Origin of the sequence: Rhizobium binxianense (assembly GCF_028994275.1) — a bacterium.
GTDB classification, from domain to species: Bacteria; Pseudomonadota; Alphaproteobacteria; order Rhizobiales; family Rhizobiaceae; genus Rhizobium; species Rhizobium binxianense.
Genome location: NZ_CP118713.1, coordinates 25,666 through 48,076 on the forward strand (window position 1 = coordinate 25,666; position 22,411 = coordinate 48,076).

Annotated in this window: 19 protein-coding genes; 6 read left to right on the forward strand and 13 right to left on the reverse strand. The window is 63.1% G+C overall.

Going from position 1 to position 22,411, the window contains the following annotated elements; translation table 11 throughout:
* Positions 1 to 2: 2 nt before the first annotated feature.
* The 4 genes from murJ to mutS all read right to left on the reverse strand — a co-directional run bounded on the left by murJ (position 3) and on the right by mutS (position 7,664).
* Entirely contained in the window at positions 3 to 1,583 is a 1,581-nt protein-coding gene (gene murJ / locus PO860_RS00150) for a murein biosynthesis integral membrane protein MurJ (RefSeq protein WP_183605458.1), read from the reverse strand.
* A gap of 24 nt (positions 1,584 to 1,607) precedes the next feature.
* On the reverse strand, positions 1,608 to 4,514 hold the full coding sequence (locus PO860_RS00155) for a [protein-PII] uridylyltransferase (protein ID WP_183605459.1): 2,907 nt from the start codon (positions 4,512 to 4,514) through the stop codon (positions 1,608 to 1,610).
* A gap of 135 nt (positions 4,515 to 4,649) precedes the next feature.
* A complete protein-coding gene (locus PO860_RS00160; RefSeq protein ID WP_183605460.1) occupies positions 4,650 to 4,925 on the reverse strand; it encodes a hypothetical protein in 276 nt (91 codons plus the stop codon).
* A gap of 12 nt (positions 4,926 to 4,937) precedes the next feature.
* Positions 4,938 to 7,664 carry a DNA mismatch repair protein MutS gene (mutS, locus tag PO860_RS00165; RefSeq protein WP_273883678.1) on the reverse strand — a complete coding sequence of 909 codons (2,727 nt, stop codon included), beginning with the start codon at positions 7,662 to 7,664 and terminating at the stop codon, positions 4,938 to 4,940.
* 113 nt (positions 7,665 to 7,777) lie between these two features.
* Between mutS and PO860_RS00170 the strand changes: the two genes are divergently transcribed.
* Together PO860_RS00170 and PO860_RS00175 are read left to right on the forward strand one after the other, a co-directional pair.
* The gene (locus tag PO860_RS00170) at positions 7,778 to 10,060 is read left to right on the forward strand and encodes an NADP-dependent malic enzyme (RefSeq protein WP_183605462.1); all 2,283 of its coding nucleotides are present in this window, start codon (positions 7,778 to 7,780) and stop codon (positions 10,058 to 10,060) included.
* Positions 10,061 to 10,293: 233 nt separating this feature from the next.
* Positions 10,294 to 11,280: a helix-turn-helix transcriptional regulator gene (locus tag PO860_RS00175; RefSeq protein ID WP_273883677.1), complete on the forward strand. Its 987-nt coding sequence runs from the start codon at positions 10,294 to 10,296 to the stop codon at positions 11,278 to 11,280.
* 81 nt (positions 11,281 to 11,361) lie between these two features.
* Here the strand turns inward: PO860_RS00175 and olsB are convergent, their stop codons facing one another.
* The 6 genes from olsB to PO860_RS00205 all read right to left on the reverse strand — a co-directional run bounded on the left by olsB (position 11,362) and on the right by PO860_RS00205 (position 17,915).
* Entirely contained in the window at positions 11,362 to 12,240 is an 879-nt protein-coding gene (gene olsB, locus PO860_RS00180) for a l-ornithine N(alpha)-acyltransferase (RefSeq protein WP_272782802.1), read from the reverse strand.
* A 108-nt stretch (positions 12,241 to 12,348) separates the two neighbouring features.
* Entirely contained in the window at positions 12,349 to 14,628 is a 2,280-nt protein-coding gene (locus PO860_RS00185; RefSeq protein ID WP_273883676.1) for a PAS domain-containing hybrid sensor histidine kinase/response regulator, read from the reverse strand.
* A gap of 55 nt (positions 14,629 to 14,683) precedes the next feature.
* Positions 14,684 to 15,187 (reverse strand): signal peptidase II, encoded by a 504-nt coding sequence (gene lspA, locus PO860_RS00190; RefSeq protein WP_183605466.1) that lies wholly within the window; start codon positions 15,185 to 15,187, stop codon positions 14,684 to 14,686.
* On the reverse strand, positions 15,184 to 16,044 hold the full coding sequence (locus PO860_RS00195; protein ID WP_183605467.1) for a TrmH family RNA methyltransferase: 861 nt from the start codon (positions 16,042 to 16,044) through the stop codon (positions 15,184 to 15,186). The genes lspA and PO860_RS00195 overlap by 4 nt, the downstream gene beginning before the upstream one ends.
* Positions 16,041 to 17,138: a class I SAM-dependent methyltransferase gene (locus PO860_RS00200; protein WP_273883675.1), complete on the reverse strand. Its 1,098-nt coding sequence runs from the start codon at positions 17,136 to 17,138 to the stop codon at positions 16,041 to 16,043. The genes PO860_RS00195 and PO860_RS00200 overlap by 4 nt, the downstream gene beginning before the upstream one ends.
* A gap of 186 nt (positions 17,139 to 17,324) precedes the next feature.
* On the reverse strand, positions 17,325 to 17,915 hold the full coding sequence (locus PO860_RS00205) for an NUDIX hydrolase (protein ID WP_183605469.1): 591 nt from the start codon (positions 17,913 to 17,915) through the stop codon (positions 17,325 to 17,327).
* Positions 17,916 to 18,036: 121 nt separating this feature from the next.
* Here PO860_RS00205 and PO860_RS00210 point away from each other — a divergent pair, with 121 nt between their 5' ends.
* Together PO860_RS00210 and PO860_RS00215 are read left to right on the forward strand one after the other, a co-directional pair.
* The gene (locus PO860_RS00210) at positions 18,037 to 18,492 is read left to right on the forward strand and encodes an SRPBCC family protein (RefSeq protein WP_183605470.1); all 456 of its coding nucleotides are present in this window, start codon (positions 18,037 to 18,039) and stop codon (positions 18,490 to 18,492) included.
* A gap of 75 nt (positions 18,493 to 18,567) precedes the next feature.
* Positions 18,568 to 19,002 carry a GNAT family N-acetyltransferase gene (locus PO860_RS00215; protein ID WP_273879569.1) on the forward strand — a complete coding sequence of 145 codons (435 nt, stop codon included), beginning with the start codon at positions 18,568 to 18,570 and terminating at the stop codon, positions 19,000 to 19,002.
* A 53-nt stretch (positions 19,003 to 19,055) separates the two neighbouring features.
* Here PO860_RS00215 and PO860_RS00220 read toward each other — a convergent pair whose 3' ends face one another.
* From PO860_RS00220 to sppA, 3 genes are all read right to left on the reverse strand, one after another.
* Entirely contained in the window at positions 19,056 to 19,388 is a 333-nt protein-coding gene (locus PO860_RS00220; protein ID WP_183605472.1) for a LapA family protein, read from the reverse strand.
* Between the two features lie 171 nt (positions 19,389 to 19,559).
* Positions 19,560 to 19,859, reverse strand: a complete 300-nt coding sequence (locus PO860_RS00225) for an integration host factor subunit beta (protein ID WP_003544934.1) — start codon at positions 19,857 to 19,859, stop codon at positions 19,560 to 19,562.
* Positions 19,860 to 19,888: 29 nt separating this feature from the next.
* Positions 19,889 to 20,839: a signal peptide peptidase SppA gene (gene sppA, locus PO860_RS00230; protein WP_273880750.1), complete on the reverse strand. Its 951-nt coding sequence runs from the start codon at positions 20,837 to 20,839 to the stop codon at positions 19,889 to 19,891.
* A 224-nt stretch (positions 20,840 to 21,063) separates the two neighbouring features.
* On the opposite strand from sppA, the gene lptC reads away from it, so the two are divergent.
* Positions 21,064 to 21,729, forward strand: coding sequence for an LPS export ABC transporter periplasmic protein LptC (gene lptC, locus PO860_RS00235; RefSeq protein WP_183605473.1), 666 nt, complete (start codon positions 21,064 to 21,066; stop codon positions 21,727 to 21,729).
* A gap of 15 nt (positions 21,730 to 21,744) precedes the next feature.
* Positions 21,745 to 22,392, forward strand: coding sequence for an LptA/OstA family protein (locus PO860_RS00240; RefSeq protein WP_183605474.1), 648 nt, complete (start codon positions 21,745 to 21,747; stop codon positions 22,390 to 22,392).
* The last annotated feature ends 19 nt before the right edge of the window (positions 22,393 to 22,411 follow it).

Genomic DNA, 22,411 nt, shown 5'->3' on the forward strand with positions numbered 1-22,411 from the left:
TCTCACGCGTCCTTTGCCGGCACCGGCTTGCGGTTCAGGTTGCGCCTTATCATGCCGAGATCCGCCCCGCCGATCAGGAAGGCGGCGGCGAAATAGACCAGCATGGATATCGCAATCAGCAGTCCCAGCGTGCCGATCTTGGTCAGAAGCGGCGCACCGGAGGCGAGCCAGGGCGCAAAATATTGCTTGAGGAAGACGATGGCCGCGCCCATGACGGCCGCGGCGACGATCAGGAGGGCGGCGCGTTTTGCCAGCGCCCATTCCCATGTCAGATGGCCGCGGCGCAAAAGCGTGGTGAACAGCAGCACGGTGCTGATCCAGCCGGCAGTGGCTTCGGCAACGGCGATGCCGGGCGCGCCCATATAGGGGAAGAGCGTCAGCGCCGTGGCGCAGTTGGTGGCAACCGCGATCGCCGAAAAGCGCATCGGCGTCTTGGTGTCCTCGCGGGCGTAGAAACCCGGCTGCAGCGCCTTGATCAGCACGAAGGCCGGCAGGCCGATGCCGTAAATTGCCAGGATCGCGCCGACGACGGCGGTGTTTTCCTGATGGAAGGCGCCGCGCTCGTAGAGCACGCGGATGATCTCGTCGGAGAGGATCCAGAGCGCGAAGGCGGCGGGGATGGTCAGGAACAGCACGAATTCGATCGAGCGGTTCTGCAGGTTTCCGGCCTCGCGCAGGTTGCCGCCCTTGAGCGCCCGGGCAAGTTCCGGCAGCAGCACCACGCCGACGGCGACACCGACGACGCCGAGCGGCAGCTGATAGATGCGGTCGGCATATTGCAGTGCTGCGATCGCGCCGTCGCGCGACGAGGCGATCGCCTGGCCGATCAGCTGGTTGATCTGGGTGATGCCGCCCGTCACCGCAGCCGGCACCGCCAGAATCAGCAGCCGCTTGACGTTGGGCGTCATTTTCGGGAAGCGGAAACCGATGCTCATGCCGGCGGCAAGCACGCCGATATAGACGACGGCGAGCTGCAACACGCCGGCGGCAAGAACGCCCCAGGAGAGATACCAGGCCGTCGCCAGCGGATCGGCGCCGGTATAGAGCGCATAAAACAGCGCCCCGATCATCACCACGTTGAGGAAGACAGGCGCAATGGCGGCGGCGAAGAAATGATGCAGTGAATTCAGCATGCCGCTCATCATCGCCGTCAGCGACATGCACATCAGATAGGGAAACATCACCGCCGCCATGCGGATGGTGATCGAGAACTTGTCGGGATCGTCGGCAAAGCCCGGCGCGATGACGAAGCGCACCAAGAGCGGCATGGCAAGCTCCATCACGATGGTGATGAGCAGCAGCACCGAAAACAACACGCCGAATACCTCTTCCGAAAAGCGCTTGGCGCCTTCCGTGCCGTTCGCCTCGATCTCCTTGGCAAAGAGCGGCACGAAGGCGGCGTTGAAGGCGCCTTCGGCAAACAGCCGGCGGAACAGGTTCGGAAAGCGGAAGGCGGCGTAGAAGACGTCGGCCATCGGCCCGGTGCCCAGCGCCGCCGCCATCAGCGTTTCGCGGGCGAAGCCGAAGATGCGGCTGCCGAGGGTGGCGCCGCCGACGGTGGCGAATTTCTTGACGAGGCTCATGCGTGGGGGCTCATGCTTGGGGACTCATGCGGAGGAATCGGCTTTCTTTTCGGCTGACGGCGATGTCCGGGCTGTGGCGGCCGGCGCGATGATGCCGGAGGGCATGCGCTCGCGCAGTTCGTCCTCCTCCTCGGCCATGACGGCTTTCATCCGGGCGGTGATGTTGGCGCGCTTGCTGTCGCCTGATATTTTCTGGCCGACCAGATCGGTGACGTAGAAGGTATCGATCACCTTCTCGCCGAAGGTGGTGATGCGGGCGGACTGGATGTCGAGCGACAGATCGGAGAGCACGGCGGTGATCTCCGACAGCAGCCCCGGACGGTCGAGGCATTCGACCTCGATGACGGTGAACTTGTTCGACAGGCTGTTGGTGATGTTGACTGACGGCGGAATGACGAAGGCCTTGCTTTTCTTGCGATTGCGCGCCCGTGTGGCGATGACCTCGGGCAGCCGCTTGCGGCCGGACAGCACGTCCTCGATCATCCGGCCGATCGTCGCGGCCCGGCGCAGCTCGTCGGCATCGTCGGTAAATTCGCGGCTGACATGGATGGTGTCGAGCGCCCGCCCGTCCGATGTGGTGAAGATCTGCGCGTCGACGATGTTGGCCCCGGCCGCCGCACAGGCGCCGGCGATGACGGCAAGCAGGCGCGGATGGTCGGGCGACAGCACGGTGATCTCGGTGATTGCGTGGAAACTGTCGGTGCGTACCGTCGTGGCAAGCGCCTGGCCGGCTCTGTCGGCCTGACGGATGAAATCGGCGTGGCGGATCTGGTCTTCCAGCGGCACGGACAGCAGATAGGGCTGGTAGTGCAGTCTGGTATAGGTATTTCGGTCCTTCTGGCTCCAGTCCGAAAGTGCCGCACGCAGCGCCTCGGCGGCGGCATTGGCGCGCTCCTTGCGGGAGACTTCCGAAAAGCCGCCGGCAAGCAGCAGCTCGGTTTCGTAGTAGAGCGTGCGCAGGAGCTGGCCCTTCCAGCCGTTCCACACGCCCGGGCCGACGGCGCGGATATCGCAGATGGTCAGGATCAGCAGCATCTTCAGCCGTTCGAGCGACTGCACCCGGTCGGCAAAATCGGTGATCGTCTTGCGGTCGGTGAGGTCGCGGGTCTGCGCCACCATCGACATGGTCAGATGTTCCTCGATCAGCCAGACGACGATCTCAGTCTGCTTCTGCGACAGGCCGAAGCGGGCGCAGAGCTTGCGGGCGACGCGGGCGCCGGCGATCGAATGATCCTCCTGGCGGCCCTTGGCGATGTCGTGCAGAAGAACGGCGACATAAAGCGCCTCGCGATCCTCGATGCCTGAGATCAGCTTGTTGGCAAGCGGATGCAGCTCCTCGGCGCGCCCCTTGTCGATCTCGGAGAGAATGTCGACGGTGCGGATCAGATGTTCGTCGACCGTATAGTGGTGATACATGTTGAACTGCATCATCGCGACGATCTTGCCGAATTCGGGGATGAAGCGGCCAAGCACGCCGGCCTCGTTCATCCGGCGCAGGATCAGCGCGGGATCCCGCTTCGACGTCAGGATCGACATGAACAGCCGGTTCGCCTCGTCGTTTTCCCTGAGGCTGTTGTCGATCAGCGCAAGTGACCGGGTGACGCGTTTCAGCGCGTCCGGATGGAATTCCAGCCCGTTGATGTCGGCGACGTGGAAGAGCCGGAGGATGCTGACCGGATCGCGCTTGAAGACATCAGCGTCGGCGAGCGCGATGCGGCCGCGGTCCTCGACGAATTCGACGCTGCCGGCGATCTTGCGGTTGCGGTGGGTGAAGCGGCTGATGACGCCGGTAAGCCCCGGGATCGACTTCGCCTGCTGGTCTTCGAGCGCGGCGCAGAGGATGCGCGTGAGATCGCCGACATCCTTGGCGACGAGGAAATAGTGCTTCATGAAGCGCTCGACAGCCGAAAGGCCCGGGCGGGTGTGATAGCCGAAGGCTTCGGCGATCTCGCGCTGGATGTCGAAGGACAGGCGCTCCTCGGCCTTGCCGGTGAGGAAGTGCATATGGCAGCGCACCGCCCAGAGAAAATCGTCGGCCTTCTCCAGCAGGCGGTATTCGTGCTTGGACAGCACACCGAGCTTGACCAGCTCCGCCTGGTCGCGCACGTGATAATAATATTTCGAGATCCAGAACAGCGTGTGCAGGTCGCGAAGCCCGCCCTTGCCTTCCTTGACATTCGGCTCGACGAGATAGCGCGTGTCGCCCGCCTTGCGGTGGCGCTCGTCACGCTCGGCAAGCTTGGCGGCGATGAATTCCGGGCCGGTACCGGTGACGATTTCCTTGTCGAAGCGGGTCTCGAGCTGGGTTTCCAATTGCTGCAGGCCGCAGATGTAGCGCATCTCCAGGATGGCGGTGCGGATCGTCATGTCGGATTTGGAAAGCGCGATGCATTCCTCCACCGTGCGGGTGGCGTGGCCGACCTTGAAGCCCATGTCCCAGAGCACGTAGAGCATGAATTCGACCGCCTTGTGCGTCTCTTCCGCCGGCCGCGGCAGGAAGAGGAAGAGCAGGTCGATATCGGAGCCCGGCGCCAGCGTGTCGCGGCCGTAGCCGCCGACGGCGGTGACCGCGAACTTGTCCTTCTGCTGCGGAAAGATATGGGCGGTGGCGAATTTATAGAGGACAGTGATGATCTGGTCCTGCAGCCAGGAAATCCGGTAGGCGCAATTGAGCCCGCCGCCATCGGCCATGAGGGCGGCGCGCGCCTTCTGCCGGCCTTCCGTGCTCGCCTTTTTCAGCACCGCCAGAAGATCGGCGCGCAGGACGTCCGGGCGGTTGCGGTTGGCCTCGGCAACGGCATCGCACTGCTTCTGCAGGAGCTCGACATCGAGGATATGGGAGAAATCGAGGTCGCGCATCGCTGTCGCCGGGGCGGTTTCCTGTTCATGCCGGACGGCCGGTTCACGGCCTGCCGCTTGTTTCGTCTGCATGCGCTATAGCCCCTTTGCCCGGCGATTGACACGGGCTTTCATACTGCAAGAACCTTTAAATTTGGCGAAATGGTGTTGGTTCGCGGCAAGAGGCGAGGGCGCTTTGACGCAACCGCAGGGCTTTTCCGGAAATCTTCAGCCGGCGGCCCGCGCGTTCAGCAAATACAGCACCTGCCGTGTCTCGCTCATGATCTCTTCAAGCGACTGCCTGTCGCATTCGCGATAGCCCGCCTTGGCGATCGACGTTGCGAGCTCCGAGATCGCAGCGCAACAGCGGGTGATTTTCAGCATGCCGATCGGTGAGGTCCAGCCGCGTGCATTGCGGTCCTTATCGGCGCGCCGCATCGTGTCGAGCATGGAGCAGATGAGCGACAGACGCTCGGTTTCGCGAACCAGCTTTTCCATGAACATGGCGCGCAGCTCCTATTTCAGTTTCTTCTTGAGGTCGTAAAGCGCGTCCATTGCCTCGCGCGGCGTGATGTCGTCAAGGCTCATCGCCTTCAGCGCCTCTTCGACCTTGGACGGGCCGCGGGCGGTGTCCTCGCGGCGCACCGCCACCTGGAATAGCGGCAGGTCGTCGATCAACTGGCTCGCCGGATTCTTGCGGTCGGCATCCTCCAGGCGGGTGAGCACGTCGCGGGCCCGTGTCACGACCGAGGCCGGAAGCCCGGCGAGGCGCGCGACCTGGATGCCGTAGGAGCGGTCCGCCGCACCCGGACCGACCTCGTGCAGGAAGATGACGTCGCCGTCCCATTCCTTAACGCGCATCGTGGCGTTCGATAGCCGGCCAAGCTTTTCCGAAAGCACGGTCAGTTCATGGAAATGCGTGGCGAAGAGGCCGCGGCAGCGGTTCGCCTCATGCAGGTGTTCGACGGAGGCCCAGGCAATCGATAGGCCGTCGAAGGTGGCGGTACCGCGGCCGATCTCGTCGAGAATGACGAGCGAACGGTCGCTCGCCTGATTGAGGATCGCAGCGGTTTCGACCATCTCGACCATGAAGGTGGAGCGCCCGCGCGCCAGATCGTCGGACGCGCCGACGCGCGAGAAAAGCCGGTCGACGATGCCGATATGGGCCGATGTCGCCGGCACGAAGGAGCCCATCTGCGCCAGGATCGATATCAGCGCGTTCTGCCGCAGGAAGGTCGACTTGCCGCCCATGTTCGGCCCGGTCAAGAGCCAGATCGCGCCGTCCTTGTCGCCGGTTTTCGGCGAGAGATCGCAATTGTTGGCGACGAAGGGGCCGCCCGCCTGCCGCCGCAGCGCCTGCTCGACGACCGGATGGCGCCCGCCTTCGATCGCAAACATCTTCGAGCCGTCGACCTGCGGCCGGCAATAGGCCTGCTCTTCGGCGAGAAGCGCGAGGCTTGCTGCGACATCGATGACGGCAAGCGCCCGGGCGCCCGTTTTGATCGCTTCGGCTTCCGCAACCACGGCCGCCGTCATCCTGTCGAAGGCGGCAAGCTCGATCGTCAGCGCCCGGTCGGCGGCGTTGGCGATGCGGCTTTCGAGATCGGCAAGTTCGGTGGTGGTGAAGCGCATCGCGCTCGCCATCGTCTGGCGGTGGATGAAACGCGCCTTCGCTTCCGCCGTGTCCGTCATCGGCGAGGCATTGCCGGCGGTCACCTCGATGAAATAGCCGAGGATGTTGTTGTGCTTGATCTTCAGCGACCGGATGCCGGTCTCCTCGGCATATTGCAGTTGCAGCCCGGCAATGACCCGGCGCGACTGATCACGCAGCGCCCGGACCTCGTCGAGTTCGGCACTGGCGCCGTCGCGGAGAAAACCGCCATCGCGCTTTAACAGCGGCAATTCGTCGGCGAGCGTCTCGGCCAGCAGCTTTTCCAGGCCAGCGGGAAGGGCCTGCAGTCCTGATAGTGCCTGGCCGAGCTCTTCCGGCAGCATCGCGCTTGCGAGCAGATCCGCAAGTCCCGCCGCTGCTTCCAGGCCCTGGCGGATCGCCCAGAGATCGCGCGGGCCACCGCGGTCGAGCGCGAGGCGGGATAGGGCGCGCGGCATATCGGGAACATGTTTCAGCGTGTCGCGCAGACTGCCGCAGAGCAGGGGTTCGTCGATCAGGAAGCCGATCGAATCGAGCCGGGCATTGATGCGGGCCGGGTCGGTCAGCGGCGACATCAGCCGCTCGGCGAGAAGCCGCGCCCCACCGCCGGTGATGGTGCGGTCGATCGCCTTCAGCAGCGAACCGTTGCGGTCACCCGACAGCGTGCGCGCCAATTCCAGATTGGCGCGGGTGGCCGGGTCGATGAACAGCGTCGACGCCGCACTTTCCCGCTCCGGCTTGCCAAGCGGCGGCCGCTCGGCGATCTGCGTCTTTTCGACATAGGCGACGGCAGCGGCAGCTGCTGCCAGCTCGGCACGCGAGAAGGTGCCGAAGCCGTCGAGCGTCGCGACGCCGAAATAACGGGCGATCCGGCCTTCCGCACTGGCGCTGTCGAAGAGCACGGCAGGCTGCGGCACCGCGGTGCGGCCAAGCACGTCGAAGACCGGCTTGAGCTCGGGATCGTGGAAGATCGTGTCGGGCAGGATGAGCTCGCGCGGATCGATGCGCAGGATATCGGCAAGCAGCCGCGAGACTTCGGTCTCGGCAAGCCGGAAGACGCCGGTGGAAATATCGATCCAGGCCAGCGCCAGCAAGGGTTCGGCCCCGCCGCGAATGCGGGTCAGTGCCATCAGATAGTTGGATTCCGAGGGCGAAAGCAGCTTTTCCTCGGTAATCGTCCCTGGAGTGACCAGGCGGACGACGTCGCGCTTGACGACGGATTTGCCGCCGCGTTTCTTCGCCTCGGCCGGATCCTCGATCTGCTCGCAGACGGCGACGCGGAAACCCAGTGAAATCAGCTTTTGCAGATAATCGTCGGAAGCATGCACCGGAACGCCGCACATCGGGATATCCTGGCCCATGTGCTGGCCGCGCTTCGTCAGCGTGATGCCGAGCGCGCGCGAGGCTTCCAGCGCATCTTCGAAGAACAGCTCGTAGAAATCGCCCATGCGATAGAAGAGCAGCGAACCCGGATTGTTCGCCTTGATCTCGATATATTGCTCCATCATCGGCGTCGCCGAGGCACGGCTTTCCGCCGTGGCAAGCTCGGCAGCCGAAAAGGCTTCGTTCTCTGTGTCTATTCGTGCGTTCACGGAGCTGCAGTTTTTCCCAAAAAAACAGGTGCCAACCCTATCCGCGCGCCGCTATAGATGACAACAGCATTTGAGGAAGAGCAAAGCGTCGCCCACAGGACGTTGGAGGATTTATGCCCGATATCGATAAGAAGGACCGGCCGGCGACATCAGTTACCGACCAGGAGGCGCTTGAATTTCATGCCATGGGCCGGCCCGGCAAGCTGGAAATCAACCCGACCAAGCCGATGGCGACGCAGCGCGACCTCTCACTGGCCTATTCGCCGGGTGTCGCCGTTCCGGTCAAGGCGATCGCCGCCGATCCGCAGACGGCCTATGATTACACCGCGCGCGGCAACATGGTCGCCGTCATATCAAATGGCACGGCCATTCTCGGTCTCGGCAATCTCGGTGCGCTGGCCTCCAAGCCGGTGATGGAAGGCAAGGCGGTGCTGTTCAAGCGCTTCGCCGACGTCGATTCCATCGATCTCGAAATCGATACCGAAAATGTCGACGAGTTCATCAATTGCGTGCGCTTCCTCGGTCCCTCCTTCGGCGGCATCAATCTCGAAGACATCAAGGCGCCGGATTGTTTCGTCATCGAAAGCCGGCTGCGCGAACTGATGGATATTCCGGTCTTCCATGATGACCAGCATGGAACGGCGATCATCGCCGCTGCCGGCCTGATCAACGCGCTGGAGCTGACCGGCCGCGACCTGAAGACGACGAAGCTCGTCTGCAACGGTGCGGGTGCCGCGGCGATCGCCTGCGTCGAGCTGATCAAGGCGATGGGCTTTGCCCCTGAGAACGTCATCCTCTGCGACACCAAGGGGGTCATCTACCAGGGCCGCACCGAGGGCATGAACCAGTGGAAATCGGCGCATGCGGCAAAGACCGACACGCGCACGCTGGAAGAGGCGATGCAAGGCGCCGACGTCGTTTTCGGCCTGTCGCAGAAGGGTGCGTTCTCGGCCGAGATGATCCGCTCGATGGCGGACCGGCCGATCATCTTCGCCATGGCCAATCCCGATCCCGAGATCACGCCGGAGGAGGTCGCCCGCATCCGCGACGACGCCATCATGGCGACCGGCCGCTCGGACTACCCGAACCAGGTCAACAACGTCCTCGGCTTTCCCTATATCTTCCGCGGCGCTCTCGACGTCCGCGCCTCGACAATCAACGACGCGATGAAGATCGCCGCCGTCAAGGCGCTGGCAAACCTTGCCCGCGAGGATGTGCCGGATGACGTGGTTGCCGCCTATCAGGGCAACCGGCCGCGGTTCGGGGCGCAATACATCATCCCCGTCCCCTTCGATCCGCGCCTGATCTCGGCGATCCCGGTTGCGGTGGCTGAAGCGGCGATCGAAAGCGGCGTCGCCCGCAAGGTGATCACCGACATGGCCGGTTATGCCCGCGAGCTGTCGGCGCGCCGCGATCCGATCGCCTCGACGCTCGCTAGGCTCTACGAGCGCGTCCGCCGGCACCCGAAGCGGATCGTCTTTGCCGAGGCCGAGGAAGAGCAGGTCCTGCGCGCCGCACTGTCCTACGCCAATCAGCAGCTCGGCACCGCCATCCTGCTCGGCCGCGAGGACCTGATCCGGGCGACGGCCGAACGCGCCGGCATCGATCTCAACCGTCCCGGCCTCGAGATCGTCAATGCCCGTATCTCGACGCGCGTCGAGGCCTATATCGACTATCTCTATGCCAGGCTGCAGCGGCACGGTTATCTCCACCGCGACGCCCAGCGGCTGATCCACAACGACCGCAACCATTTCGCCGCCTCCATGGTGGCGCTCGGCGACGCCGACGGCATGGTGACGGGCATCACCCGCAACTATTCGACGGCGCTCGAGGATGTGCGCCGCTGCATCGACGAGAAGCCCGGCCACCGGGTCATCGGCGTATCCCTGGCGCTCTGCCGAGGCCGCACCGTCTTCGTTGCCGATACGGCGGTGCACGACATGCCGACGGCCGAGCAGCTTGCCGACATCGCCGAGGAGGCTGCCGGTCTCGCACGGCGCATGGGTTATCCGCCACGGGTGGCGATGCTCGCCTATTCCACCTTCGGCCATCCCTCGGGCGAACGCTCCGAGCGGGTGCGCGAGGCAGTGAAGATCCTCGACAAGCGCCGCGTCGATTTCGAATATGACGGCGAGATGGCCGCCGATGTCGCGCTGAACCGCAAGGTGATGGAGCAATATCCCTTCTGCCGCCTCTCCGGCCCGGCCAATGTGCTTGTCATGCCGGCCTTCCACTCGGCCTCGATCTCGACCAAGATGCTGCAGGAACTCGGCGGGTCCACGGTGATCGGCCCGATCCTCGTCGGTCTCGACAAGCCGGTGCAGATCACCTCGATGGGCGCCAAGGATTCCGACATCGTCAACATGGCGGCGATCGCGGCCTATAGCGGCTCGTAAACCGCGTCCCGCCCACATAACAGACGGCATTCCGTGCCCGGCCGACTTCCCGTCGGTCGGGCATAAGTTTTCATGGGCAGCCGCGATGAAGACGACTCTTTCGATAAATCATACTTTTGATACAATGAACCTATAGGAGCGGCATGAATCTGCCCGCAGGGACATTAAAGAACTGCGGGCAATCGATGCGGTTTCGCAGCTCAGTTGTTTTAATATCAGCCGGTTGGTTTCCCATGCTAGACGCATCCGCCGATTTCACCGCCCGATTTCAGGGGGCAACTTTCGACGATATGGTCGAGGCCCTGACCAAGGGCTTTGGTTCGCTCGACGCATGGCGCAATGGCCGGGAGAAACCGCTCGACTGGAAGGTCGGGTTTTGGGGTGATGAAAGCTTGTCGCTGGTCAGCAACCAGGATTCCGGCGACTGGGGTGCAAGAACGGCACATGGAACGCCGGAAACTCTGGCAATCGTCGTTCCGCGTACGGGTGCCCTCAATGTCAGGCTTGGTCGGACAGTGGTCGAAGCCACGCCTGGGCGGCTGCTGTTGATGAACAATCTTGAGTCGGAATGGGTTTCCATCCGAGCAGCGCCTCACCGGTCGGACACACTCAGTCTGAACTGGACAATCATCGCTCAGGCCGCCGCCGCCATACTGGAGAGACCGCTGATCGGGACAATGGAGTTGGTGCCCGTCATCGATTTTTCCACGGCAGCGGGACAGTTGCTCGGCAATCTCGTCCAAACGATGATCATGGGCCTGCGCAACAACGGGCCGCTGCTTCACTCGCCGATCGCCATGGCGAACCTGACCCAGGCGCTTGCCGATCTCGTGGTGCGCTTGATTCCTCATCGGCTCTCGCATCTGCTCGACAAGAAAATCCATCTGATAACGCCGCGGCATATCCGTCGAGCCATCGAATTCATGCATGCCAACATCGCCCAGCCGCTGACGATGCAGAGCGTCGCGGAGGCGGCAGGCGTTTCCATTCGCGCTCTCGAAGTCGGTTTTCGCGACTTCAAGGGAGCCACACCGGCAGCCTATCTCAGGACGCTCCGCCTGCACGCCGTCCGCGAGGATCTCCGTGATCCGTCGAACCGACAGCCGTTGCGGGACCTCTGCTTGAAGTGGGGGTTCTTTCACTTTGGCCGTTTTTCGGCAATCTATCGGGCGGCCTATGGAGAAAAGCCGTCGGATACGAGAAAGCGATATGGTGGATGAGGGCGCTCATCCGTTAGACCGGCCGTCACTGGTTTTTCACAAGCGGCCCGCAACCGCTGCACATGTCCGGGAAGACCGGCATCAGCTCGCGAAGCGGCCGGCGTCGGCGCCGTAATAATTCAGGTAGCGGTCGGAAATGCTGGAGATCGGCAGCACGATCAGCACGTCGGTCGTGTTGAAGGCGTGATCGACGACCGCGCTGGCGCCGACCATGGCGCCGAGGCGCAGATAACCCTTGATGAGCGGCGGCAGGGCCATCAGCGCCCGCTTCGGGTTGATCGCCTCGACCGGCATCAGATCCATGTTGCGGGCGAGATCCGGCAGAGCGCCCACGGCCCATTCGTTCTTCGCCAGCACATTGTGGTAGAGGAAAGACAGCGCCAGAGCATGGCTTTCGAGGTAGACGCCGGGGAAAGAGGCGCAGCCGAACATGGCGCTGACGCCATGCTTCAGCGCATAGGCCCAGTTGCCCTGCCAGAGAAGCTCGACGGTGCGCTTGGTGCGGTATTCCGGCAACACGCAGGAACGGCCGAGCTCCATGAAGCGCTTGTCCGGATGTTTGGCGATGAGGCCTTCGATCTCGAATTCGGAAGCCGAGTAAAAACCGCCATTGGCGATGGCGACATCCTGGCGCAGCAGCCGGTAGGTGCCGACGATCTGGTCTTCCGGGTCACCCTCGATCGTGCGGTCGAGAACGAGAAGATGGTCGCAGACAGCGTCATAGGCATCGACATCCCGCTGGCGGCGCATGGCGTCCAGCGGCAGTTGCGCCTTCATTTCATTGACGAAGACGCGATACCGCACGGCCTGGGCGGCATCGATCTCGCGCGCCGTGCGGGCAAGGCGAGTTTCCAGATTGCCGATGCGGCCGAGGATGTCGCCGTCCTTCTGCGCAGCAGCCGTCGAGGGCCGTGCAGCCTCCGCGGTGGTGTCACGATTGAGGATGTCGATGGCGGACATGGCGATTCTCCCGTTGCCGGCTTATCGACGCCATAAAACACTTCTCTGCGACAGGAAAGTGACATATTGAATTTCCCAACGCAAGAAGCATGCCGGTCCCGCGGCACGTTACCGTGCCTCTGCCCGGCGGGCGGAAAGTGCGGCGACCGCCTGAACTTCGGTCAGCAGCCGCACCGGGTCGACCGGCTTGACCATGACGCGGTTGGCGCCGTTGAGTAAGACTTGGCGGCGCGATTCGTCGCTGTTGTCGGCGGTGAGAACGATCACCGGCACCGAGACGAGGTCGAGCCGCCTTTCGTGGCCGCGCAGGCGTCCCAGCATGTCGATGCCGTTCCCACCGGGCATCGACAGGTCGCTGATGATGATATCGGGCCGGGCATTCGCCTCGCCAAGGGCGCAATCGAGCAGCGCCTCGAAATCCTCGACATGGCGCACCTTATGCCCGCCCTTTTCCAGGACGACGCGCACCAGCATGGCATTGATCGGATCGTCCTCGCCAAGCAGGATGTTGAGCCCGCTCGCTGTCGCCATCGTCTCCGCCACGGAAAGGCCGAAGCCCGGCTGATTGTCGTTCAGCGCGTCGCGCTTCTCCATGCCGCGCATGCGCCCGCGCAACACGTCGATCAGCGATTGTTCGCGCAGCGGCCGGATGAGCCAGGCATCGAAAAGGTCGAGCGGATGGGCGCTGCGCTCTTCTGGATTGACGAGCAGCACCTTGCGCAGGCCAAGGGCTGCGATTTCGGCGCGATCGGCAAGATGGGCGGAAAATTCCGCCGACATGCGATGGTCGATGATGATATCGGTCGGCCGCTTTCCGCCTTTTGCCAAGCCGAGCAGTGTTGCCCGCGCGCTTTCGCCGTCGGCGACGAGGTGGCAGAGGCCGCCGAGCGCGGTGATCGTCTCGGCGATGGCGGCGCGCGCCGCACCTACCGGCGCCAAAAGCACGACGCTGTTGCCGGCAAGCAGCGTGTTTCGCCGGTCGGGGCGCTCGCTGCCGATATCGATAGGGAAGCGGATGGTGAATTCGCTGCCTCTGCCCTTTTCGCCGGTGACCGTCAGCGTGCCGTTGAATTCGCGCATGATCCGGGCGGAGATTGCAAGGCCGAGCCCGGTACCGCTGCTCTTGTCGGCAACGCTGCCGCCTTGCTCGAACTCGCCGAAGACGCGCGCCTGCTCCTCCGCCGTCATGCCGGGACCGCTATCGGTGACGGTGATCGATAGGTCGTCCGCGTCGAGGGACACGCGAATGAAGACACCGCCGACCTGGGTGAACTTCACGGCATTGCCGATGACGTTGAAGAGAACCTGGCGCAGGCGCGCCGGATCGAAGTTCATATTCTCCGGCACATCGGATGACACCGTGGCGCCGATCTCGATACCCTTTTCATGCGCCCGGTGGGCGAGCATCTCGACGACGCTTTCCAAGAGCTTGCGCAGCGATTCCGAGCGCGGGTGCAGCGCGAAGCGGCCGACCTCGATGGTGGAGAAATCGAGCAGATCCTCGACCAGCTGCGTCAGTGCGTGGCCGGATTGGCGGATATTCGCCAGATAGTCCTGCTGCTCCTGCGTCAGCCGCGTCTCGGCGAGCAGGTGTGTCATGCCGAGGATGCCGGAAAGCGGCGTGCGCACCTCGTGGCTGACGGTGGCGAGCAGCCTCGATTTGGCGGCGCTGTTATATTCGGCCTTCTGACGGGCCTCCTCGCGGCCCTGGGCGATGAGCCGCTCGTCGGTCACATCACGCGCCACGCTCTGCAGCAGCAGGCGGCCGTTTGCCGGGTCGCGGGTGACGACGTCGCGCCAGACAAAGATGCGCTGGCCGTCCGGCGTCGAAATCTCGACGTCGTAGCAGTGCGGTATCGGGCCGGGGCGGAAGGCAAGCCCGATCTCCTCGCAGCTCAGCCCCTCCGGATGCAGCCGCCCGGTCAGGCGGCAAAACGTGTCGTTGGCGGAGATGATACGCCGGTCCATGCTGCGGCTGACGGTGATGTCGCCGAGCACGTCGTGCACGTCGGCAAACAGCTTTGCGCCATCGTTCCAATCCGGCAGGGGTTTGCCGCCGCGCCGGGTTCTGCGCCTGCGAATCATCAGGACGGCATAACTTGATATGACGGCAAGGCCGAGAACGACAAGACCGCCCGACAGCAGCAGCGGATCGCCGGCATGGGCAAGCAGCGTCAGGATCATCGCGGCAAGGAGGCCGGCCCCACCAAGCCAGTAGAACAGTAGGCGCCGCGTCGTTGCAGGCCCGATCTTGCGGTCGTCGGCTGTCTGACGCGCCGATGCGCCGGGTCGCAAGGAGGAGCCCGCCATCCGCTCTTCATGCGGCTTGGCGGCGGGTCCGCCGAAGGCGGCGGACAATGTTTCCTGCAATTGTCCCAGACTTTGCATGGTATATGGCTAACATGAGGCCTCTTCCGAATGCCTTCAGGAATTCGATAAGATTTTAGCGGCCGGCCTTTTTCGGCAGCAGCAGCTCGTCGAGAATGACGCAGCCGGCGCCGATGGTGATGAAGCTGTCGGCGAGATTGAACACCGCGAAGGACCAGCTTTCGGTGTGGAACAGAATGTAATCGATCACATGGCCATAGGCGAAGCGGTCGACCAGATTGCCGATCGCGCCGGCGATGATCAGCGCATAACCGAGATGGGCAAGCCAGCGGTCCTTCGCCGTGCGGTACCACAGCCAGATGACGAAGGCGACGATGACGAGCCGCATGCCGACGATGAACCAGCCGTCCATGCCCGACAGCATCGAAAAGGCGACGCCGAGATTATAGGTGCGGTAGAGCGCCAGCATCGGAATGACCGGCACGGCCTCCTGCAGCGGCAGGTAATGATCGACAGTGATCTTGACGACCTGGTCGATGAGAACGGCGACGACGATGAAGAGGAGGATCGGCGCCGGGCGTGAAAACAGTGCGGGGCGTGCAAGCGTCTGTTCGGTCATTTGCCCTCGGCAAGTGAGAGGAGATGGCGGCGCGCCTCGAAAAGCATGACGGCGGTGGCGACGGCGAGGTTCAGGGAATCGGCGCGGCCCTGCTGCGGAATGCGGGCAAGCGCATCGGCTTCCCTGGCCAGCTGGTCCGGCAGGCCGGATTGTTCGTTGCCCATCAACAGCACGACGGGTTTTTTCCGGTAGTCGATCGTGCGGTAATCGACGGCGCCGGCAAGATGCGTCGCGACGACGGAGACGCCGGCCGATTTCCGCCAGGCGATGAATTCCTCCGGCGTCGCCCGCGCGACGGGAACGGCGAAGACCGAGCCCATGGTGGCCCGCACCGTTTCGAGCGAGAAGGGATCGGTCGTCTCTCCCAGCAGAATGATGCCGGAGGCGCCGGCCGCATCGGCGGTGCGGATGATGGTGCCGAGATTGCCGGGATCGCGCACCCGGTCGAGCGCCACCCAGGTCTCGCCATCCCTCGGCCGAATGTCCCGCAGCATCTTCCAGCGCTGCTCGAAGATGCCGACGACCATCTGCGGGTTGTCGCGGCGGGTGATCGAGGCGATGACCTTTTCGCTGACTTCGAGCACCAGCCCGCCCGAGGCGACGGTCTTTGCCGCCATCTGCTCGACCAGCGGCTTGCCCTTGGCCGCCTTGGCATAGACCAGCGTGCGGATCGTCCAGCCGAGCTCGATCGCATCGATGACGAGCTTCAGTCCTTCGGCGAGGAACGACCCGCTTTCCTCCCGCGACTTCTTGTTCGTCAGCGCCTTGATGTCTTTGATGATCGGATTGGCGAGCGAGGTGACTTCTTTCACCTGCCCGACCCTGCGCGGTCCCTGATCGTGGAAGTCCTTGCTCATTTCGGCACCCAGCGGGAAAAGAGGGAGGTGGAAAGCGCGCGGCCCTCGGTCTTGCCGTCGGTGCCCGCCTCGCGAATCACCAGCTCGCCGGATTCGACAACGCCGCCGGCGCCCCGCATCGTCTCGCGCATCAGCTCGTGGATCGAATAGAAACTGGCACGGATCGAATAGGCCGTCAGCACCAGGCCCACCGCCTTCGGCGACAGGATCTCGCGGCAGACATCGAGCATCAAGGGCAGATGCTCGAAGAGATGCCAGACTTCGCCGTTCGGGCCGCGGCCGAATTTCGGCGGATCGGTGAGGATGATGTCGTACTGGCTGCCGCGGCGCTCCTCGCGCAGGATGAATTTCATCGCATCCTCGCAGATCCAGCGGATCGGCAGCTTTTCCATGCGCCCGAGCGCCTGGTTTTCTCGCGCCCAGCCGATTGCCTTCTTCGAGGCGTCGACATGGGTGACTTCGGCGCCGGCTGCTGCGGCAACCAGCGAAGCGACGCCGGTATAGCCGAAAAGATTCAGCACCTTCAGCGGCCGGCCGGCCTTTTCGACCTGATCCTTCATCCAGCTCCAGTGCACGATCTGCTCCGGGAAGACGCCGACATGGCGGAAGGAGGTGAACCGGCCGAGGAAATCGACGCCGAGCAGATTGAGCGGCCAGGTCTCGCCGAGCGCCTCCTTCGGGAAGCGCCAGCGGCCGGTGCCTTCCTCGTCGGTATCGCCGGTGAAGGCGGCATCGACCTTCTCCCAGACGTGCGCGGGCAGCGAAGGCCGCCACAGCGCCTGGGCCTCCGGGCGAATGATGCGGTAGGGGCCGTATTGCTCCAGCTTTTCGCCGTTGCCGCTGTCGATCAGGTGGAAGTCGCCGGCCCCGATCGATTCGAGGATGACAGGCACGCGCTCAGCCGGACGCTCGCCGCTGCGCGTCATCAGCGGACGCTCGACGGCGGCGGGGGGAGCCGCCTGGCGCACCATCTCGCCGTCGGCCGCAGGCCGTGCGACCGGCTTCGGCGGCCGGCCTGTCCGATCGTTCCTTCGGCTTTCACCGGAAGAACCTGATGTCTTCTTCTGGCCCGGCCGGCCTTCTCTCTGTTTCAACGTGCTCTTCCGCGTCTCTGTCGGGGTGTCTTGTCGGCTGTACGTCCGCTGCAGCGCCGCGCGTCTTTCAGACGTGCAAAGGACGCTGCAGCACTTTGAATATGCAGTAGCCCAGAAAAGCGTGGCGGATCAACTGCGCAACCGGCCAAGCCTGGGCAAGAGGAGAGGGTTGTCCCGGCGCGGTGCCTATTTCAAGCCTTCGGACGCCTGCGTGCGAAGCCAGCTTTCCGCCGCATAGAGGGCTGCGACATGCATCGACTGCATGATGACGGCGCCGGACTGCAGGTCGCCAAGGATGGCAATAAGATCAGCAAACAGCAGCTCGACCTTCTCGCCGGGGTCGAAACGCGGTTCGCCGGCCTTGCTCAGGCCGAGCGCCAGCCAGCTCGTCACCGCGTTGCTGTGGCTGGCGGCATTCGGATAGGAGGTGAGCAGTTTGATGAAGGTCGAGGCTTCATAGCCGGTTTCCTCCCGGAGCTCGCGTTGTGCTGCCGCCAACGCGGCATCGCCGCTGTTGCTGTCGCCGCGTTCGACGCCGCCGGCGACGAGACCGAGCACGATCTCGCCGCGGCCGTGCCGGTATTCCCGCGTCAGCAGCACGCGCCCGTCGGGCATCACAGGGATGACGTTGATCCAGTCGGGATAATCGAGCACATGAAAGGGCGCGATGACGGTTCCATCGGCGGTGACGCAATCGTCGCTCCGGAGCCGGATCCAGCGGTCCTCATAGGTGATACGGCTTGTCGTCACGCTCCAGGGCTTTAGTTCGTCGGTCATCGGCCCATCCCTTGTGTGTCAGATGTGTGTCATCAGAACCCGGCAGATAACATTCCGTCCCGCCTTGGCAAAGCGCTTTCCCGCTGGGATAAGGTGAGCGAATCGGAGATGGGGCTATCGAATGGATTTCACCGGCGAAGAACGCATCGCCGCGCCGCGGGACGTCGTCTGGGCAGCGCTCAACGATCCCGAGATCATGCGCGGCTGCATTCCAGGCTGCCAGAGCATCGAGCGGCTGTCGCCTGAGACCTTCGAGGCGACGATCAAGGTCAGGTTCAGCCTGTTGTCGGCCACCTTCCATGGTGTGCTGACGCTTTCAAATGTCGATGCGCCCAAGAGCTATACGCTGTCGGCCGAAGGCAAGGGTGGTCTTGCCGGCTTCGCCAAAGGCAGCGCCGATATCGTGCTCGAACAAAGCGGCGGCGAGACCATCCTGCATTATCGGGCAAAAGCCGAACTCGGCGGCAAGCTTGCCCAGTTCGGCGCACGCCTACTCGATTCGACCTCGCAGAGGCTCGCCGAGGGGTTCTTTTCGGATTTCAATGCCGCCGTCGTCGCGAAGATGGCGGCCGGCTGATCCTGGCACAATGCCAGGCTTTGGGCCACGCGCTTGGGGCTTGGCGCGGGTCGGGGCTTGGGTTAAATCGACGTCATGACGTGGACCATCAGGCCGCCGCGTGCGGAAGACCAGGAAATGCTCGCGGAGATTTATCTTTCCGTGCGCCGCGAAACATTCGTCTGGGTCGATCCCGGCAAGTTCCACCGCGAGGATTTCGCCGCCCACACCAATGGCGAGACGGTCTTCGTCTGCGAGCATGAAAACGGCGGTGTAGCCGGCTTCCTGTCGCTCTGGCCGGCCGATGATTTCATCCACATGCTCTATATCAGCCCGGACTTCCAGGGGCAGGGTGCCGGGACGGCGCTGCTGCGGTCGCTGCCCGAATGGCCGCAACACCAGTACCGGCTGAAGTGCCTGGTGAAGAACCGGCGGGCGAAGGCGTTCTACCTCGCCCATGGTTTCAGCGTGACCGGCAACGGCGCGTCGCCGGAGGGCGACTATGAGGAACTGAGCTTTTTTCCGGTTTGACCGCCGGCGTCTCGTCGAAATCCCAATGCATGCACAAAGAGCTTGAGCCGGTTTTACCGCGCCGGCAGCTGCCCGGCGATTTCCTCGGCGCGGCTCTTGTGGCGGTCGGCCTCACCCTGCCAGCGGATGGCTTCCTTGGCTTCGGTGCGGGCGCGCTTGCGGTGTTTGCCCTGGCTGAACCAGGTGGCGGCCGCGCCGATCAGCATGCCTGTGATGAGGGCGATGAATAGGAAGACGAAGAAGGGCGCGGAAAGCGCAAGCACTTGATCGTCAGGCCGGAACGGGTTGAAGGCGAGCGTGACGCTCTGCCGGTTGGCGACGCAGAAGACGATGAGGATGACACCGAGCGGCAGCAGAATCAACAGGTTGACGATCTTCTTGGCCATTTGAAGTCTCCATGCGTCGGATGCGCCGGTGTCTTTGCGCGGCGCTTTGCATCTACGCATCGGCCCGAAAAATGTGAGCGGTTTTCGGACGACATCATGCGCTCACTCTTGATCTAGAATAGGAAAACGGCGCCCGAGTTCAAGTGCGGTTTCGCCGCAGGCGGCCGCCGCTCAATCCTCTTCGTCGGCCTGGCCGGGATTCAGCCGCTCGCGCAGTTCCTTGCCGGTTTTGAAGAAGGGAACCCACTTCTCCTCGACGAAGACGGTATCGCCGGTGCGCGGGTTGCGGCCGGACCGGGAAGGGCGGTTCTTGACCGAAAACGCGCCGAAGCCGCGCAATTCGACGCGGTTGCCCGCAGCCAGTGCATCCGTGATCTCGTCGAGAACCGCGTTGACGATATTCTCGACGTCGCGATGATAGAGATGCGGGTTGCGTGCTGCAACAATCTGCACCAATTCGGACTTGATCACATTCGCCCCCTTAAATTATTGATTTCTTATCAATCCCGGCCAACCTGCCAAACTGAAAGCAGCCCGTCAAGAAGCAACTTTGGGGGCAGGATTCCATTGATATCCTGGCCTTTCAAGAGATCATCATAACCGAAGATCGTAATCAACCGCGAAACAGCCCCAGCGAGCAGAAACGGCGTATTGCTCTTCTTGTCCCAGTCCACCATCGGCAGGTCGGCGTCGACGCCGCGCGATTTGAGATAGGCACGGATCTCAGGCTCGCCGCCGATCGTATCGACGAGTTTCACCTTCAGCGCCTGGCGGCCGGTATAGATCGTGCCGTCGGCCAGTTTCAGCACCTCGTCGCGCGGCAGCTTGCGCCGGTCGGCGACCAGATCGACGAACCAGTTATAGCTGTCGACCACCATGTTGCGGATCATCGCCTTGGCCTCCTCGCTCGCCTCGTGGAAGGGCGAGGGCTCGGCCTTCAGCGGCGAGGATTTGATCTCCTGCAGCGACACGCCGATCTTGTCGAGCAGCGGCTGGATCTGCGGATATTGGAAGATGACGCCGATCGAGCCGGTGATCGAGCTGTCGCCGGCAATGATCGTATCGCCGGCAGTGGCGATCATGTAGCCGGCGGAGGCGGCAAGGGTGCGCACGTCGGAGACGACCGGCTTCTTGGCTGATATCGCGCGGATCGCCTTGAAGATTTTTTCGCCGCCATAGGTCGTGCCGCCGGGCGAGGAGATCGAAATCACCGCGGCCTTCACCTTATCGCTGGTCTCGACTTTCTTCAGCCGCTCCAGAAGCTCGTCGTCATCGACGATCAGCCCTGATATCGTCACATGGGCGATATGCGGGCGCTCCGTCGCGGCATCGCCGACGGCGAAGCGGTAGAAGGCGAAACCAAGTGCCACGACGAGGGCCATCGTGAAGAGGCGCCAGAACCAGAGCTTGCGGCGCAGCCGCCGGCGATCCGCAATCATCGAACTGTCCATAGAAACCTCCAGCGCAGGCCCCGGCTTCGGCACGCCGCCGAGAGGTCCGGTGAAATAGGTGGCAGCGGCGCGTACGAATGCCACTTTTTGATGTTTTTCCGTTTTGTTGCTTGTTGCAGAAAAAATTCCATATTGGCAAGCCAATGTAATAATGCGAAACGAACTGTGATTGGCGGCCGGCTTTGTTCTGAAGGCGCGGCGATCACCGCACATGGACGAGGCCTATGCTCGATACCCTGAAGAACAACGGACATGCCGCCTATGCCGGGTCCGGCAAGAGCGCCTATGGCGATGCGTTGTTCCATTCCGCCCGGGTGCGGCGGCTGAAGATTTTGCTGCCTTTGGCCGCCCTCATCATCGCGGCCGGCCTCACGGCGGTGGCGTTGGTCAGCATCTATCTGCCCGAGAATATCAAGTTGGAAGGCGCCAAGATCGAGAACGGCAAGGTCGTGATGGAAAAGCCGGCGATATCAGGCCGAAATTCCGACGGCATCAACTATTCGATGCTGGCCGAACGGGCGCTGCAGGACATCCGCAATCCCAATCTTATCACGCTCGAAACCATCAAGGCCGCCGTGCCGATGAATGACGGCCTGATCGCCCGCGTCGTCGCCTCGACCGCCGATTACAACCGCGCTACCGACAATCTGCATATGACGGCCCCCTTCACTTTGGTGCTGAGCAGCGGCCTCAATGCGAATTTCCAGTCCGCCCAGCTCGACATCAAGGGCGGAAACATGCGGAGCGACGATCCCGTCACCATCACCAAGGACAATGCCTCCATTCTTGCGCAGACGATGGAGATAACCGATAAGGGGCGGGTGATCACATTCGAGGGGAATGTTCGCATGAATGTCGATCCATCCACCATCCATAAACAGGGCACTTAACCAGCCGGGTCATCCATGACAAAAGATTGTCGCATTTCCACTTGCAAGACAGGCATGGCATTCGTTGCCGGCGCATTTGCCCTTATGCTGACGGCCTCGGGCGCGGGCGCGCAGCAGGCCGCCACGATGTCGGGCATGAAGCTTTCCAACGACCAGCCGATCCAGATCGAAAGCGACAAGCTGGAGATTCACGACCAGGAACACACGGCGCTGTTCACCGGCAAGGTCAAGGTCGTCCAGGGGACGACGACGATGCAGTCCGGCAAGATGACCGTCTATTACAAGGACAAGGCGGCAAAGCCGGCCGCCGACGGGACGCAACCCGCCGCCCAGCCCGCGGCGCAGCCGCAGCAGTCGGGCTCGCTGGCATCGGGAAGCGCCGATATCGACAAGATCCTGGTCACGGACAAGGTCCTCCTGACCTCGGGCACGCAGACGGCGACTGCCGATGACGGCAATTTCGACATGGCCTCGCAGACATTCGTCCTCACGGCGGATCAGGGCAACAAGGTTATTCTGTCGGACGGGCCGAACGTCTTTACCGGCTGCAAGCTGACGGTTCACATGCAAACCGGCCAGGCGGAGCTTGAAAGCTGCGGTGGGCGTGTCCAGATTCAGCTCGATCCGAAGTCGCAGCCGAATACGCAGCAGAAGCAGAACTGAGAAGCCGGCCTCCCACGTG

Coding starts and splice junctions, on each gene's coding strand:
- PO860_RS00205 (WP_183605469.1), bottom strand. CDS start 17,915: ATGACCGACGAACTAAAGCCCTGGAGCGTGACGACAAGCCGTATCACC.
- PO860_RS00195 (WP_183605467.1), bottom strand. CDS start 16,044: ATGAGCAAGGACTTCCACGATCAGGGACCGCGCAGGGTCGGGCAGGTG.
- PO860_RS00155 (WP_183605459.1), bottom strand. CDS start 4,514: ATGCAGACGAAACAAGCGGCAGGCCGTGAACCGGCCGTCCGGCATGAA.
- PO860_RS00170 (WP_183605462.1), top strand. CDS start 7,778: ATGCCCGATATCGATAAGAAGGACCGGCCGGCGACATCAGTTACCGAC.
- PO860_RS00220 (WP_183605472.1), bottom strand. CDS start 19,388: ATGGCCAAGAAGATCGTCAACCTGTTGATTCTGCTGCCGCTCGGTGTC.
- PO860_RS00210 (WP_183605470.1), top strand. CDS start 18,037: ATGGATTTCACCGGCGAAGAACGCATCGCCGCGCCGCGGGACGTCGTC.
- PO860_RS00160 (WP_183605460.1), bottom strand. CDS start 4,925: ATGTTCATGGAAAAGCTGGTTCGCGAAACCGAGCGTCTGTCGCTCATC.
- PO860_RS00240 (WP_183605474.1), top strand. CDS start 21,745: ATGACAAAAGATTGTCGCATTTCCACTTGCAAGACAGGCATGGCATTC.
- lspA (WP_183605466.1), bottom strand. CDS start 15,187: ATGACCGAACAGACGCTTGCACGCCCCGCACTGTTTTCACGCCCGGCG.
- sppA (WP_273880750.1), bottom strand. CDS start 20,839: ATGGACAGTTCGATGATTGCGGATCGCCGGCGGCTGCGCCGCAAGCTC.
- PO860_RS00215 (WP_273879569.1), top strand. CDS start 18,568: ATGACGTGGACCATCAGGCCGCCGCGTGCGGAAGACCAGGAAATGCTC.
- PO860_RS00175 (WP_273883677.1), top strand. CDS start 10,294: ATGCTAGACGCATCCGCCGATTTCACCGCCCGATTTCAGGGGGCAACT.
- olsB (WP_272782802.1), bottom strand. CDS start 12,240: ATGTCCGCCATCGACATCCTCAATCGTGACACCACCGCGGAGGCTGCA.
- murJ (WP_183605458.1), bottom strand. CDS start 1,583: ATGAGCCTCGTCAAGAAATTCGCCACCGTCGGCGGCGCCACCCTCGGC.
- PO860_RS00185 (WP_273883676.1), bottom strand. CDS start 14,628: ATGCAAAGTCTGGGACAATTGCAGGAAACATTGTCCGCCGCCTTCGGC.
- lptC (WP_183605473.1), top strand. CDS start 21,064: ATGCTCGATACCCTGAAGAACAACGGACATGCCGCCTATGCCGGGTCC.